Origin of the sequence: Paenarthrobacter sp. R1 (assembly GCF_030264015.1) — a bacterium.
Classification (GTDB): Bacteria; Actinomycetota; Actinomycetes; order Actinomycetales; family Micrococcaceae; genus Arthrobacter; species Arthrobacter ureafaciens.
In genome coordinates this window covers 3829546-3845561 of the sequence record NZ_CP127115.1, presented here as the reverse complement: position 1 = coordinate 3845561, position 16016 = coordinate 3829546, and the positions used below count along the sequence as shown (strand labels likewise).

Here is a 16016-nt window from a genome sequence, read left to right as displayed (position 1 = left end):
TTTTTATAGCAGCCGCCCCGAGCAGCTTCCGAGCCCACCGGCAATCGCCGGCAGCCGTTCATTCCGCAGTACCCCCATACGGCGGCGGAATTTTCAGTCCCTAAGACTATCCCACTCACCACACGGCCCATCATGGAAAGCCGATACCGGACTCTCCAATGGCTTTGACAGCATACTGTCTTAGTCCCGGTCGCGGCGATGGGGACCTCTCCCCTGTTGGCGGCCTTGCGACGGGTCAGCATCGGGGCGCTCCGATGCCTGCTGGATCACCCAGATAGGTGTGACCTGCAATGATGTACCGGCCTACGTTCCGGTAGGAGCCGGATTCAATCCGCCACCAGCGCTGCATGCCCACCCAGCCATCCGACTGATCGATGTAGCAACGGACAACAATCTTGCCTTGGTCCGAGGTGTACATCCATGGGGGCTGGTTGCCGCCCTTACCGTCGCACGTGAACTTGTTGGGATCGTAATTTGATCCACCAAGGGTGTAACTGCAGGAGCGCTCCACGGCACCCGGGTTCATGGTGGTGGTCCACTCCCCCTTCTTGCCCGACGTGGCACTGGCGCTGGCTACCGGCCCACCGGTACCCAGGGAGTTGAAGGTCTGCACGTCGATGGTCCGCGTTTGTTCGTAGCCGCCGGTATTGATGGTCCGGCTGCCGGATGCGGCAACTGTCTCCCATGCGCCGCCGCTGATCCTGATCTTGGTGGTCTTGACGTCATTGGTGGACGTCGACGGCGAGGACCAGTTGAGGGTGACCGAGGGATCGTTCATCGCCCCGTTGGTCCCCGATGCCGACGGCGTTCCGGGCGAACCATACGGCGTGGCCGTGGCGGGAGCACTCGCATCCGAGCTCGGTGCAACGGAAGATTGGGCAGTCACCGTGATGCTGCTGGCCTGGCCATTGGCGAAACCTCCAACGGTCTGCCCCGGTTGGATGGGGCCGGACTGGCCGGTGCTGGCGCGGTAGGTGTAACTGACTTCATTGGCGCTTGAACCGTTGCGTTGGGCTTGGTTCAACACTGTGAAGTTGATGGTGAGCTGGCCGCCTGCTCCCCCGGTGTTGGCCGGTGTGGCACTGACGTTGCCCACGGTTCCCAGCTTGCCGGTTGCCCGCCGTGGAGCAGAGGCCGCACTGACCGCACCCTTGCCGGCCTTGTTCCCGGCCTGCACAGTGAACGTGTAGCCGGATTCCGAGTTATTCGCCGTGAAGGTGGCCGTACGGGTATTGCCCGGAACGGTCTGCGTCTGCGTAGCGCCGCTGCCCCCGCTCATGGTGACGTAGTAGTTCTTGATGGGGTCGCCGTTGATGTCCGGTTCTGTCCAGTCAGCCCGGAGCTGGTTCTGCGAACCCACGGAAGACACGACGGCGGTGGTGGGCGCCGCCGGGGCGCCGGGAAGACCGGCCGGGTGGTCTTCGGCGGAGTACAGGCTCCAGTCGGAAGGTCCGAGCTCGTTGACCGCCTGGGCCCGAACCTTGTAGTTGACCCCGTTGGTGAGTCCGGTCCAGGTGTAGGAGAGTCCGGTGACCTCGTTCTTGACCGCCACTCCGTTGCCCGGGGGCGGGGAAATCTCCAGGTTGTAGTGCTTGACGGGTGAGCCCTCGGTCTTCGCGGGGGTCCACGTGATGGCCAGGTCCTTGTCCCCGGCTTTCACGGCGGGAGCGTCCGGCGGTGACGGCTTTTCGTCAGGCTTGATCTCGTTGGAAGCCGGCGACGCACCGGACTCCCCGACCTCGTTGGTGGCCGTCACGGTGAATACGTAGCTCACGTTGTTGGTCAGCCCCGTCAGGGTGCAGGTGGTGGTGGGGCATTCCTGTTGGAATCCCGCAGCCTTCACGGTGTATTTGGTGATGGCTGCGCCGTTGTCCGACGGCGGGGCCCACTTGAGCACGGCGGTGCGGCTCCGGACATCGGTGGCCGCGGGCGCGGAAGGAGCATCGGGCTTATCCCGGACAGTGATGCGGACGCGGCCCACTGCCTGGCGGCTCGGATCGTCAGTCTTGTCCTTGATGGTGTAGCGGACTACCAGCACGCCCTTTGAGCCCGCGGACGGCGTCACCGTGATGGAGTCGCCCGAGATTTCGGGCTGCCCGGCTGAACCCGTCTCCACCACCGCGGACACGATTCCCAACGGCTCGCTGAACGGATTGAAGTCGTTGCCGAGCACATTGACGGTTTGCGGCTTGCCGGCATCGGCCTTCTCCACGGCGTCATCGTTGGCCACCGGTTTGGGCCGGTTGGAGGAAACCACCGTGACGGTCACGGCCGCACGGACCGGATCGGACCGGCCGTCGGTCACCTTCAGCGGCACCACGCCGCGTGCGCCCGGGTTGAGGGATCCGCCGGGCGTGATTTTCAGGACCGTGCCGTCGATCCGGGCCTCGAACCCGCCGGGCTGCTGGCCGTCGAATTCGAACTTCAGTTTGCCCTGGTCCTGCTCATCCACGTCGCCGGCGAGGTTCGACAGGTCCAGTTCGGTGACATCGCCCTGCGGAGCGTCGATGACGGCACCGCTGAAGGTCGGCGGATGGATGGCATTGGGATCCGGCAGGACCTTGGTCATGATGGTGAGCGTGGACTTCAGCCCCTCGGGATCGTCGGGACCGGAACCGTCCGTGACCTCGAACGTCACAGAGCCGGGACCCACGTAGTCCGCCTGCGCAGCGTAGCGGAGGGCACCGCCGTCGCCCGCAATGACATTCAGCGGGTCACCGCCCTGGACCTTGATCTTGTCCGCCACCGTGATCCGCGGGCTGCGGCCGTCACGGACCTTGACCCACTCCTTCAGTGACAGCGTCACTTCCTTGCCCGCGGTGACTTCCACGACGTCGGTCTTGGAAAGGGTCGGGTATTGGAGGCCCTGTCCGGGAATCCACATGACAGCCGTGGCCGTTTGGCCGTCAATGTCCGTCACCGTGTACGGAATGAGTTGGTCCTGGGGCACCAGCGTGACCACCACGTTTCCCGAGGTGCCCACCCGGGCGTTGGGGTTGCCGTCAGGCAAGGAGATCTTGAGGTCTTCGGCTACCCCGTCAGGATCGGAATCATTCTTCAGGACGGGCACGTCCACCGCGGTCTTCCCCAACGTCTCCGCGAGGGTCACATGGTCATCAACGGCGATCGGTGCATGCAGCGGGGCCGACGGACTGGTCTGGACGCGGATCACGGCACTTGCTTCGGCCTTCTTGTCATCCTGGATCCGGTAGCTGATACTCTCCACGCCGGCGGTACCCGGCGCGGTAAACACCGCTTTACCGGCAACGGCTTCGACCTCCAGCCCGGGTTTGGCATCGAACGTCGGCACCAAGCCGATGGGGTCGCCGTCGGGGTCGGAATCGTTTTTGAGGACATCGACGGCGACGCGCCGCCCTGGACGCACGTCGATGGCGTCATCGACTGCTATTGGCTTTTGGTTGTCTGCTTCCGCCGGCGCGATACCGACAATGACGTTGCCGGTATTTTCCGCGCCGATGCGGTCCTTCACGCGGTAGCTGAAGGTGTCGGTCCCCGCCGATTTACCGCCGGCCGTGTACTCCAGGTAGCCGTCGCGGAGTACGGCGGTCCCCAGGGACGGGGCTTTGTCGATGCCGATCACCTTGACCGAGTCTCCGTCGGCGTCGATGCCATCCAGCGGAACAGGGATCTTGACTGTCATTCCCGCCACCGCACGGGCCGTCAGGTTCTTCGGCTCCGGCCGGGTGTTGGTGGCGTCGTCCCGGGCCCTGATCCGGATGGTGACCTGTTGGGAATCCGATTGGCCGGAAGCGTTGGTGACCTTGTAGATCGCGTAGACGGTCTTGGCCTCTTCTCCGGCAATGAAACGGAGGGTCTTGCCGGCCACGAACATCCGGCCGTCCGCCTCGTCCGGCTGCTGTGCGAGGACCGGGTCCAGGGTGAGTTCGCCCCCGTTGGGATCCGCATCATTTTCCAGCACCGGGATGGTCACCACGTCGCCTGCCCGCACCGTGACGTCGTCGGGCTTTGCCTGCGGCGCCTGAAGCTTGGTGGGCGCCGGCACCACCTGGACCGAGATGTCACCGGTTGCCGATGCCTTGCCGTTGGAGATGGTGTACTTCAACGACAACTGGCCTTCGGCGCGGATGTCAGTGATCTTCACGACCGAGTGGTCCAGCACCGCCACGCTGACGGGCAGGCCGTCCACTGCCGTCACCGACTGCACCACCAGAACGCCTCCGGCGGGGTCCGAGTCGTTGCCGAGGACGTCAACCACGGTGCTGCCTCCGCTGGGCAGCAGGGCAATATCCCGCACGGCAACTGGTGCATCATCGCTGTTGCCGGAGACGACGTCCACCCGGACCAACTGCTGGGCACTCGCCGGCCCGTTCGTCGCCATGTAGGTCACGTAGTGGGCGCCTACGGCACCGGAGTTGAACGTGAACGTCTGCTGGTCAGGCCCGATGACCGCCGTGGACTGCCCATCAGGTTGGGCCTGCGCCAGGCGGAGCGTTCCGCCCTGTGGGTCGGTGTCGTTCTTGAGCGGCGCAATCACGGTGTCCTGGCCGGCCACCGCAACGACGTGGTCAGCGTTGGCGATGGGCGGCAGGGCTCCGGGAGCGCGGACGTCCACGACGACCTGCCCATCGGTACTGTCGGTGCCGTCCGACACCGTCAACGTGATGGTCTTGCGGCCGGGACCGGCTCCGGAATCCTGGAACGTCAGCAGGCCGTCGGGCCTGATCCGGACCTGGTCGGCAGGATCGCTGCTCGAGGCCGCCACGGCAAAGATGTCATCGCCGTCGGGATCGATCCAATCCGTCAGGATGTACTGGTTGGCTATCTTGCCGGCCTGCACCACCAGCGTGTTGTTGCGGTTTGGCTTGGGTTGCGGGGCGTTGTTTTCCTCCGGCGGCACCACCCGCAGGTCCACCTCGGTGGCAGCGGTTCCTCCGCGGCCGTCGTCGACGGAGTATTTGAAGGTTTCGGTGCCTGTGGTGCCGGCCGGCACCGCAATCTGGAAGCCCGTCCCCCCGTAAACCGGGGACAACGCTCCCGATTTCAGCGGTTCGGCGGCACTGACGGTCAGGACGTCGCCGTCGGAATCGGCATCATTGTCCAGTACCGGCAGGATGGTGGTCTTCCCGGCGCGCACTCCGAAGGAATCGGGTTTGGCCACCGGCGGGGTGTTCGGCTTGCTGCGATCCGGAAGGACTGTTTGCTGGACTTCGTCAGCGGAGTCCTTGTCCGCATCGTCCGAGGTCTGCTGGGGCGGAATGACGTCATCCCAGTTGTTCACCAGCTGCATGTTCTGGTTGACCATCCAGACGTTGCCCGAGTTGACGTCGTTGAGGACCACGAGGTCGCGGTTGACCCGGAAAACGTACGACGGCGACGCACTCGCCTGGGGCACGTCGGCGCGGCGGTTGTCGGCTTCATTGCTGCACTCCCGGACGTACTTGTTGGCCCCGGACCACGCCCCGTAAGTGCACGTACCCACATGGACAGGCGCCGCCGGGGTCCCTTGCCCGTCGGCGCGAATGGTTTTGGCCGTGCCGCCGTCCAAGGGCTGCAGCAACAGGGCATCCTTCGTGGCGATGGCCACGGTGCCGGCCTCCGGACCGGCCTGCTGCAGCTTGGCGTCCCTGGCATCGGCGAGATGGACCACTGAACCGCCCGGCAGGATGATGTTGCCGTTGGCCTGGTTCAGCACAACCGCCTTGCCGCCAACGGCCGTGAGCTGCACGTCGCCGTCGGCTTTGAGGGAGTCATCGGAGCGGACCTGCGAGTCCACAACGTTGCCGTCCGCATCCACCGTGGTGGCGGTAAGCTTCCCTGCTTTGGGGTCGAGGGTATGGATGGTGTCGTCCGTCCCCACAACGGACGTGATGCCTTGGGACTGTTCGAACAATGGCGTGGATTCTTCACTGAAACCGCCCAGCGAGGTGGGCGAAACGGCCCACACTTTGCCCTTGGCTGGATCAGTGACGGCCAGGACCTTGCTGCCGAAGCTGACGTGCGCCGCTCCCGGAAGCTGCTGGTCCCCGCCCAGGCGCATGTTCGCGGCGCTGACCGGGTTGATCGTCGCCCCGCCGGCGTCGTCAATGAAGATGTCGCTTGCCTGTTGCAGGATCTCGAAGTCGTCGCTGGCCGGAGTGACGGCACCGTCGAGGGATTTCGAAGGGTAATTCAGCCGGCCGGCGGCGTTCTTCGATTTGCTGACAACCCAGACGCCGCCGTCGTTGAGGTCCACCTCGGTGGTTTTGAAACCCGGGTAGAGGATGGCTCCGGTAACAAGCACCGCCGCAGCTGCCGTGAAGGCGGTGACACCCAGGATCCTGGCGCGCCGCTTCCGTGATGGTTGCCGCTTGGGCGCTCGTTGGGCGGGCCTCCTGCTCGGAGCCATGGACTTCCCCCGGTTAAATAGGCAGCCGTCACCCTCCGTGCGGCTGGCTTGACGCGAACAGTCCCCAAGCCTACCGGGTTAATCCATCGATTTGCGAAGATGTGACCTGCACTACTGACGCCCCTCCACTCAGTCCAGGACGAGCCCTTTGCCCCGGCCGCGGGCCAGCATGACGGGGTGGATCTCCCCGAAGCCGCGGACGTTTTCCGAGGCCTGCGGGATCAACACAAAGCGTTCATCCTGGCCAAGGGCGGCCGCGGTCATGGCATCAACAAGCACAGTGCCGGGCTGCGCCAGGCTGGTGAGCCGCGCGGCGAGGTTGACCGTGGGCCCGTAGATGTCGCCAAGGCGGGAAAGGATGCGCCCCCAGACCATGGAGACCCTCGCCTGCGGGAGGATCTCATCCTCCGTGAAGGCCTGGGCCAGGGCAAGGGAGATCTCCGCACCGGCCGCAGGCGTCTCGGCAATGTACAGGACTTCGTCACCGACTGTCTTGACCAGCCGGCCGCCGCCAATGGAAATGATCTCGGCACACTTGTTCTCGAAACGCTGCACCATCTGCGCCAGCGTCTTCTCGTTCATGCGCCGGGAGAGGCTGGTGTAGGAGACCAGGTCCGCGAAGCCCACCGCACGGGCCAACGGCAAGGGCGAATCGTCTTCGTCGCCTTCGCGGCCCTCTTCGCTGGCCTGCAGTCCGGCTTCCGCCCTGACTGCCAGCCGCTGCACACCGGCATTGAGCTGGCGGCGGTAGGAGTAGACGAGGATCTCCTCCAACGAATCCACCAGGGCAGGCAGCTGGCCCACCAACTGCTTGCGCGCCACGGCATCGCTGATCCCTTGTTCCTGGACCATGTCCTCCACCAGGGCCTCGATCTGCCAGACCACCATGCGGTCCGTCATCTGGCCAATGGAACGGGTGATGGAGATCGCGGCTTCTTCCGTCAGGAGGCCGGCACGGACGAGGTCAAGGATGGTTGTCAGGGCAGCCTGGTCGCGCTCAGTGAAGGCAACGTCGTCGTCACCGAAGTTTGGAAATCCAAGAGCGCGCCACAGTTTTCGGGCAGAAAGCACCGACACGCCGGCACCGGCAGCAATCTCACGACGGCGGAGCTTGCGTTCACCGCCCAGCAACCTGGCTTCCAGCGCTTTGATCGCGAGCCGCTCTGCGGACATGACACCGGTAGGGGGTCCGGTGGGTATGGCCTTGGCTGGTTCCGGTACCGCGTCTTCATCCTCTGAAGGTTCGGGTACGGCGTCGAACTCCTGGTCCAGGTCCTCGTCGGACTGATCCTCAACGCTCATCTCTTCCACCTTCTCTCACTTCCCACGGCAAACCACTCACATCGACATCCGGCAGAACTTCACCTTCAAGAACCTCGCCCCGGGGCAGCTGGTCCATGGCATCAAGAATGAAGCCCCGGAATTTCCCGACTTCCGGGACATCCTTCAACAGGTAAACTCCCGAGTGCCCGGTATCCAAGGATATATTCCCCGAGCGCAAGGACCGCTGGATCATGCCCTGTTCGATTCCCACATTCCGGACAGCCATCAAGGACACCTGCCACTCACCGCGGCGGAACATCCCGGACTTGGCCAGGACCCTGCGGCTGGTCAGGATGTAGCGAACGGAATGCCAGCGCAGCACCCGTTTGAGGCAATATGCGAGCAGGACCCACGCCGCCATGCCAAGGCAGGCTCCTACGAGCCAGGGAGTCCAGGCCGCCGTGATGAACGGGGCCAGGCGCTGCGGGTTCCCCTTGATAATCCAAGCACATGCGAAACCTGCCAGTGCCGGAACCAGGACGAAGACCAGCGCCGGTAAAACGAGTGAACGGGCCTGCTGGCGCGTGATGGTCAGGACCTGCTCCCCCGGAAGCAGTTCTTTACGCATAACCGCTTTCTGTGGCACGCAGGTGCACCACATCCCCCGCAGTCACCACGTGCTCCCGCCCGCCGTGGTCCACTACCAGCAACGATCCGTGGTCATCCAGGCGCGAGGCGTGTCCCACCAGCTCATGGTCTCCCGGCAGGTGGGCCCGCACTTCGCGGCCCAGGGTGATCATGGCCGATTCCACCCTCTTATGCAGCGACGGACCACCTGCAAGCCCGGCGTGCGGATCGCCTTCGGCATTGCAGAAGCTGCGGTACAGCCTGGTGAAGTGCGTCATGTAACCCTTCAGCAGCGCCGTTCGATCCGTCGTCGTGCTTCCTTCGAGGGCAAGCGACGTGGCCGTCGGGACGGGCAGTTGGTCCTCGGTCAGGGTGACATTCAGGCCGACACCCAGGATGACGGCAGGTACTGAGCCGTCGCCAAGCGCCGTTAGTTGCGCCAGGATGCCGGCGATCTTGCGCCCGTTGACCAGGACGTCGTTGGGCCATTTGATCTGAGCCTTCACGCCTGCCGTCTCCTGCAGCGCTTCCCGCAGCGCGACGGCAGCCAGGAGGGACAACCATGAATAGCTTTGGGTGGGGACCGGCATGCCGTCCGCCGTAACGGGCCGCAGCACCATGGAAACAGAGACTGCGGAGCGTTCCGGGGATTCCCAGTGCCGGTCCAACCGGCCTCGCGCAGCGGTCTGGTGCTCAGCGGTCAGGACGGCCAGGTCAGCCCATTTTTTGGGTTCCATGGTCACGGCGCGCACCAGGTCGGCATTGGTGGACCCGGTGGACTCCACGACGTCGAGGCGGGAGATGCCGGTGGCGGACAGGAAATCAGGCGCCAACAGCGACCGCTGATCCAGTGCGGGGTTTTCCCCGGAACCGGGGCTTTCACGTGGGGCGGGCTGTTGGGCATCCATAGCTGAATCCTATCCAGTCAAGGAGCTCCAGGCTCTCCTCCGAGGGTATGAATCCGGTCAGAGGAAGATGTCCGGGACCAGGCGGTCCTCCGGCGCACCGAGGCTGTAGGGGGCGAAGTCGGACACCCCTGCCGCGCGCAGGACCTCTTCATCGGTGTAGAAGTTGCCGCTCTTGGAACCGCCCGCCGCAAGGTTGGCACCCGTCAGGATCGCATGGGCTGCATCGGCCATGATCTCCGGACCACGCGCAGCCTTGACCATCTGCCGGCCGCCGGGCATGTTCCGGATGGCCGCAGTGTCAATCAGCGTGCAGGGCCACAACGAATTGACGGAGACGGCGTCATCCTTGAGTTCCTCGGCCAGGCCCAGCGTGGTCAGGCTCATGCCGTACTTCGCCATGGTGTACGCCAAGTGCATCCCGGCCCACTTGGGATCCAGGTTGAGCGGCGGGGACAGCGTCAGGATGTGCGCGTGTTCCGACTCGCGCAGTGCCGGCAGCGCCAGCTTGGACAGCAGGAAAGTGCCCCGGACGTTGATGTCCTGCATCAGGTCGTAGCGCTTCATGTCGATCGCATCCGTGCGGGACAAGTCGATGGCCGAGGCATTGTTGACCACGATGTCCAAGCCCCCGAAACGCTCGACGGCGGCACTCACGGCAGCGGCGACGTCGTCATCATTCCGGACGTCCCCGACGATCGGCAGGGCCTGTCCGCCGGCGGCGACCAGCTGCTCCGCGGCGGTAAAAACCGTGCCCTCGAGCTTCGGGTGCGGTTCACCCGTCTTGGCCATCAGCACGATGTTGGCGCCGTCGCGGGCGGCCCGGGTGGCAATGGCAAGACCGATCCCCCGGCTCCCGCCGGACATGATGATAGTGCGGCCTTTGAGCGAGCCGGTGGCAACGTAAGCGGCATTGCTTTGAGTCATGAAGCCACTCTAACCCAAAGATGTTACTGACGGGTAACATCAGGAGTGCTGCGGCTTGAAGCACAGGCAGGGCTTCGGGCTTGGGCGCAGAAAATTGTAGGGTTTCTACAGCCGTTCGCGGCTATGGCGTCACTAGACTGGCCATCAGGGCCTGTTCTTTGTACGGAAGCTACTTAATCAGCTGTTTGCCGAACCAGAACCGCGCCAGCGAATATCAGCTACAGAGCCGGAGACACTTGATGAGCCACGATCTGACAACGACAGCGGGAAAGATTGCCGACTTCCGCGACCGCCAGGCCCGTGCCGAGCAGCCTTCCGGCCCGGAAGCGATAGAGAAGCAGCATGCGCGCGGCAAGAACACTGCCCGCGAGCGCATCGAGCTGCTGGTTGATCCCGGATCGTTCGTCGAGTTCGACGCCCTGGCTGTTCACCGTTCCACCGCCTTCGGCATGGAAAAGAAGAAGCCGCTCGGCGACGGCGTCGTTTCCGGCTACGGCACCGTTGATGGCCGCCTGATCGCTATCTACAGCCAGGACTTCAGCGTCTACGGCGGCTCCTTGAGCCAGGTCAACGGCGAGAAGATCGTCAAGGTCCAGGAATTCGCCCTCCGCAACGGTTGCCCGGTGGTTGGCATCAACGACGGCGGCGGCGCACGGATCCAGGAGGGCGTCGCGTCCCTGGCAATGTTCGCGGACATCTTCCGCAACAACGTGCACGCATCCGGCGTGGTCCCCCAGATCTCCCTCATCATGGGTCCGTGCGCCGGCGGCGCCGCTTACTCCCCGGCGCTCACCGACATCGTGGTGATGGTGGACAAGACCTCGCACATGTTCATCACCGGCCCCGACGTCATCAAGACCGTCACGGGCGAGGACGTGGACATGGAGACCCTGGGCGGCGCCCGCCAGCACAACGCCACCACCGGTACCTCCACCTACCTCGCCTCCGATGAAGCCGACGCGATCGAGTTCGTCCGTGAACTGCTCGACTTCCTGCCGTCCAACAACCTCTCCGAGGCCCCCGTGGTGGAGCACGACCAGGAACTGGAACTGGACGAGGACGACCTCGCCCTGGACGGGCTCATCCCTGATTCCGCCAACCAGCCCTATGACATGCGCAAAGTGATCGAGCAGATCGTCGATGACGCGCACTTCCTGGAGATGCAGTCGCTCTACGCCCCGAACGTCATCATCGGTTACGGCCGGGTGGAGGGGCACACCGTGGGCATCGTGGCCAACCAGCCCATGCAGTTCGCCGGAACCCTGGACATCTCCGCCTCGGAGAAGGCTGCCCGCTTTGTCCGCCACTGCGACGCCTTCAACATCCCCATCATCACGCTGGTGGACGTCCCCGGCTTCCTCCCGGGCAAGGACCAGGAATTCCAAGGCATCATCCGCCGTGGCGCCAAGCTCCTGTACGCCTACGCCGAGGCAACTGTCCCGAAGCTCACTGTCATTACCCGCAAGGCGTACGGCGGCGCCTACATCGTGATGGGTTCCAAGAAGCTTGGAGCCGACCTTAACCTTGCCTGGCCCACCGCACAGATCGGCGTCATGGGGGCGCAGGGTGCGGTGAACATCCTCTACCGCCGCGACCTTGCCGCCGTTGCCGAGGCAGGGGGCGACGTTGAGGCCCGCCGTGCCGAGATCATCCAGGGCTACGAGGAAGAACTCCTCAACCCGTACCAGGCTGCTGAGCTTGGATACGTGGACGCCGTCATCGCGCCGTCGGACACCCGCCTGCAGATCATCCGGGGCCTCCGTGCACTGCGGGACAAGCGGGCCAGCCTGCCCACCAAGAAGCACGGGAACATTCCCCTGTGAGCGCGGCAAAGAGCCCCCTGCCGGCCGAGGAGCCGGCACTGCCCATGTTTTCTGTGGTCAAAGGCGATCCCACGCCGGAAGAACTCGCGGCACTTGCCGCCGTCGTCGCCTCTGTGGGAGTACCCCCGACGCCGGAGGCAGCCAAACCGAACGTGCGCCACTGGGTGCGCCGCCAGCAATTGCGGCTGGACCCGACCCCGGGTCCGGGCGCATGGCGCCGCAGCCGCGGCTAAAGCTTTCAACAACCCTTTCACGTGACGGAGGTGGCGGCTAGGCTCTGGGGGTGACTACTGCAAACACCCCCGTACGTGCCAAGACCGCCATCGACGCCGTAGCTGATGCGTACACAGAAAAGCTGATCGAACTCAACCCCAGCTTCGCCACCACCTTGGGGTTGCCGGGACACGAAACCGAGTACCAGGACTTCTCCCCGGCCGGGGCCGAAGCCCACGCCGAAGCCACCCGGAATGCCTTGGAAGCGCTGGCGGCACTGGAGCCGCGCGACGATACGGACGCGGTAACCCTCGACGCCATGCGCGAGCGCCTGGGCCTGGAGCTGGAGATCCACGCGTCCGGTTGGGACGCCGCGGACCTGAACAACATCGCTTCCCCGGCGCAGGACATCCGGGCCATCTTCGACCTCATGCCCACGGACACCGTGGAGCAATGGGAGCACATTGCCGGCCGTGCGGCCAACGTTCCGGAGGCCATTGCCGGTTACATCTCGTCCTTGCGCGCCGGCGCAGCCGCAGGGAAGGTTTCCGCAGCACGCCAGGTCCGGATCGTCATCGACCAGACCAGCCGCTACGCCGCCGCGGACGGTTTCTTCGCAAAACTCGCCTCCGATGCCCTCGCCGGCGGGGCGCCGTTGCCGGCGGACGTCCAGGCAAGGCTCGGCGCCGGAGCCTCCGCGGCCCGCGAAGCGTACAGTTCGCTGGGTGATTTCCTGCGGGACGAACTGCTCCCCCAGGCACCCGACAAGGACGCAGTCGGGAGGGAACGGTACGCCTTGGCGTCGCGGTCCTTCCTTGGCGCCGCCGTCGATCTCGAGGAGACGTACGCCTGGGGCGTGCAGGAGCTGGAACGGCTCATCTCCGAACAGGAGAAAGTGGCAGGGCAGATCAAACCCGGGGCAAGCATCGAAGAAGCCAAGGAAATCCTCAACAACGATCCCTCGCGGCAGATCAAAGGCACCGATGCCCTCAAGGCCTGGATGCAGGAGCTGTCGGACCGCGCAGTCGCAGAGCTGGCCGACGTGCACTTCGACATCCCGGATGTCATGAAGACCCTGGAGTGCATGATCGCCCCCACCGACGAGGGCGGCATTTACTACACCGGCCCCTCCGATGATTTCTCCCGCCCAGGCCGCATGTGGTGGTCCGTCCCTGCCGGCGAAGACACGTTCACCACGTGGAGCGAAACCACCACTGTGTTCCACGAAGGCGTGCCCGGCCACCACCTGCAAGTAGCTACGGCCACCTACCGCCGCGAACTCCTCAACAATTGGCGCCGCAACGTCTGCTGGGTCTCCGGACACGGCGAGGGCTGGGCGCTTTACGCCGAGCAGCTCATGTTGGAACTGGGGTACCTCAAGGATCCCGGCGACCACATGGGCATGCTGGACGGCCAGCGCATGCGTGCCGCGCGCGTGGTGTTCGATATCGGCGTGCACTTGGAGCTGCCCGTTCCCGAACGCTGGGGCACCGGAACATGGACCCCGGAGAAGGGCTTCGACTTCCTCAAAGCCAACCTCGACATCAGCGAAGGCCAACTCCAGTTCGAATTCGCCCGCTACCTGGGCTGGCCGGGACAGGCTCCGTCGTACAAGGTGGGCCAGCGCTTGTGGGAACAAATCCGCGCCGAACTCGAGTCCCGCGAAGGCTTCGACCTCAAGTCCTTCCACAGCAAGGCCCTGAACATAGGCTCGGTAGGCCTGGATGTGCTGCGAAGGGCGTTGCTGGAGTGAGTATTGTCGGGGCCGAGAGCAACGTCACAAACGCACAGGGAATAACTTTTTCGCACGTAACATTTCTAAACGTCCGTTCGCTATGTTATTTGCGAAGCACCTACCGTGTTCCGGTGAGCACCTCAAACACCATCACTCCTGCATCCGGCAAGGCCGGTCCGCGGCTCCCCAAGTGGGCGAGCTCCTTCGGCGTCCAAATTATCGCCGCCCTCATCGTCGGCCTGGTCCTCGGCCTCATCGCCAAGTACACGGGCAGCACCAAGGCTGCTCCCAACGGCCTGGGCGCCACGCTGCAGACGATCGGTTCCAGCTACGTATCACTGCTGCAAACCGCCGTCGTTCCGTTGATCTTCACCGCCGTCGTGAGTTCCATCGCGAACCTGCGCCAGGTGTCGAACGCCGCGCGCCTGGCCTGGAACACGCTGCTCTGGTTCGCCATCACGTCGTTTGTCTCGGTGCTCATCGGCATCGGCCTGGGCGTGCTGCTGCAGCCCGGCGCCGCCACGGGTATCACTCAGAAGGCAGAGTACGCCGGCAAGACCGGTGACTGGTGGGCCTTCCTCACCGGACTCTTCCCCAAGAACTTCCTTGGCCTGGGCGCAAGCTCCACCGTCACCGAAAGCGCCAACGCTGCCACGACTGTCAGCACGTCCGTTTCCTTCAACGTCCTGCAGATCCTGGTTGTGGCCATCGCCGTCGGTATTGCAGCACTGAAGGTGGGCAAGCAGGCTGAAGCCTTCCTCACCTTCAACGCCTCCGCCCTCGCAGTCATCCAGAAGGTCCTGTGGTGGATCATCCGCGTTGCTCCGATCGGTACCGTGGGCCTGATCGGCAACGCTGTAGCCATCTACGGCTGGGACACCATCGGTTCCCTCGGAAAGTTCACCGCGGCCATCTACATCGGCCTGGCCCTGGTGCTGTTCGTTCTCTACCCGGTGCTGGTCCGTGTCCACGGCCTGTCCATCAAGCAGTACTTCTCCGGTGTATGGCCGGCTGTGCAGCTCGCCTTCGTTTCGCGCTCTTCCATCGGAACGCTCCCGCTCACGCAGCGTGTCACCGAGCGCAACCTCGGCGTTCCTTCCGGCTACGCGTCGTTCGCCGTGCCGCTGGGTGCCACCACCAAGATGGACGGCTGCGCCGCGATCTACCCGGCCATTTCCGCCATTTTCGTGGCCCAGTTCTTCGGTATCAACCTGGACTTCAGCCAGTACCTGCTGATCGTCCTGGTCTCGGTCCTCGGTTCCGCGGCAACGGCAGGCACCACGGGCGCCGTCGTCATGCTGACGCTGACGCTCTCCACGCTGGGACTGCCGCTGGCCGGCGTCGGGCTCCTGTTGGCGATCGACCCCATCCTGGACATGGGCCGCACCGCCGTCAACGTCGCAGGCCAGGCCCTGGTGCCGACCCTCGTGGCCAAGCGCCAAGGCATCCTGGACCAGTCCTTGTACAACGCTCCCCGCAACGGTGCCGCGTTCAATGACGAGTTCGCTGCCGACAAGGCTGCAGCCGTTGCTAAAGAGCGCGAACTGGCTGACGCCAAGCGTTAAGGGCTTCCGCAATCCCCTCCGCAATCCCCCGGCGAGAAACCCCGGGGGATTGCGTCGTTTAAGGTCGGATCCTGAGTAGGCTCGGGGCATGCTGATTGTCACTTCCAATGAAATTCCGGGCCACTGCATCGACGCCGTCTTCGGCGAAGTGATGGGCCTGACCGTGCGTTCACGGGACATCGGGTCCCAGATGCTGGCCGGCTTCCGCTCCTTGGGCGGCGGCGAACTGCCCGAGATGACGCGCGCCCTGTACGAGAGCCGGCAGGAAGTCATGGCCCGCATGGTCAGCGAGGCCCAGCAGCGCGGAGCCAACGCCATTGTGGCCATGCGGTTCGACACCTCGGAGATGGGCACCAACTGGACCGAAGTGTGCGCTTACGGCACTGCCGTCTACGTGCTTCCCTTGGGCGAAGGGGAACCGGGAGCCACGGGGCAGTCGATCTACCTGACCAAGCAACCCCAGCAGGGAGCGGGCCAGCCTGCACCCCCGGCCCAGCCGGCTCCTCCCGTCCAGCCGCAAATGGGCGCGCAGCAGCCGGGCCAGTCGCAGTCTTTCCCGGGCCAGTCGCAGTACTAAGCCGTCCGGGGCAG

The 16016-nt window shown here is 64.6% G+C and carries 10 protein-coding genes; 5 read left to right on the top strand and 5 right to left on the bottom strand.

Annotation, left to right across the window (positions count from 1 at the left end):
* Positions 1-235 precede the first annotated feature (235 nt).
* The 5 genes from QN084_RS18395 to QN084_RS18375 form a co-directional block, all read right to left on the bottom strand.
* Positions 236-6367, bottom strand: a complete 6132-nt coding sequence (locus QN084_RS18395; protein WP_069694773.1) for an Ig-like domain-containing protein — start codon at positions 6365-6367, stop codon at positions 236-238.
* A 129-nt stretch (positions 6368-6496) separates the two neighbouring features.
* Entirely contained in the window at positions 6497-7669 is a 1173-nt protein-coding gene (locus tag QN084_RS18390; RefSeq protein WP_062095823.1) for an adenylate/guanylate cyclase domain-containing protein, read from the bottom strand.
* On the bottom strand, positions 7659-8258 hold the full coding sequence (locus QN084_RS18385; protein ID WP_021471397.1) for a PH domain-containing protein: 600 nt from the start codon (positions 8256-8258) through the stop codon (positions 7659-7661). Before QN084_RS18385 ends, QN084_RS18390 begins: the two co-directional genes overlap by 11 nt.
* The gene (locus QN084_RS18380) at positions 8251-9165 is read right to left on the bottom strand and encodes a biotin--[acetyl-CoA-carboxylase] ligase (RefSeq protein ID WP_069694772.1); all 915 of its coding nucleotides are present in this window, start codon (positions 9163-9165) and stop codon (positions 8251-8253) included. Before QN084_RS18380 ends, QN084_RS18385 begins: the two co-directional genes overlap by 8 nt.
* A gap of 57 nt (positions 9166-9222) precedes the next feature.
* Positions 9223-10089 (bottom strand): SDR family oxidoreductase, encoded by an 867-nt coding sequence (locus QN084_RS18375; RefSeq protein ID WP_021471399.1) that lies wholly within the window; start codon positions 10087-10089, stop codon positions 9223-9225.
* Between the two features lie 239 nt (positions 10090-10328).
* Here QN084_RS18375 and QN084_RS18370 point away from each other — a divergent pair, with 239 nt between their 5' ends.
* The 5 genes from QN084_RS18370 to QN084_RS18350 all read left to right on the top strand — a co-directional run bounded on the left by QN084_RS18370 (position 10329) and on the right by QN084_RS18350 (position 16002).
* Positions 10329-11912, top strand: coding sequence for an acyl-CoA carboxylase subunit beta (locus tag QN084_RS18370; RefSeq protein WP_069694771.1), 1584 nt, complete (start codon positions 10329-10331; stop codon positions 11910-11912).
* A 44-nt stretch (positions 11913-11956) separates the two neighbouring features.
* On the top strand, positions 11957-12145 hold the full coding sequence (locus tag QN084_RS18365) for an acyl-CoA carboxylase epsilon subunit (RefSeq protein ID WP_083261817.1): 189 nt from the start codon (positions 11957-11959) through the stop codon (positions 12143-12145).
* Positions 12146-12195: 50 nt separating this feature from the next.
* Entirely contained in the window at positions 12196-13878 is a 1683-nt protein-coding gene (locus QN084_RS18360) for a DUF885 domain-containing protein (RefSeq protein WP_069694769.1), read from the top strand.
* A 113-nt stretch (positions 13879-13991) separates the two neighbouring features.
* Positions 13992-15425, top strand: a complete 1434-nt coding sequence (locus QN084_RS18355; RefSeq protein WP_069694768.1) for a dicarboxylate/amino acid:cation symporter — start codon at positions 13992-13994, stop codon at positions 15423-15425.
* Positions 15426-15513: 88 nt separating this feature from the next.
* Positions 15514-16002 (top strand): YbjQ family protein, encoded by a 489-nt coding sequence (locus QN084_RS18350; protein WP_069694767.1) that lies wholly within the window; start codon positions 15514-15516, stop codon positions 16000-16002.
* Positions 16003-16016: the final 14 nt, after the last annotated feature.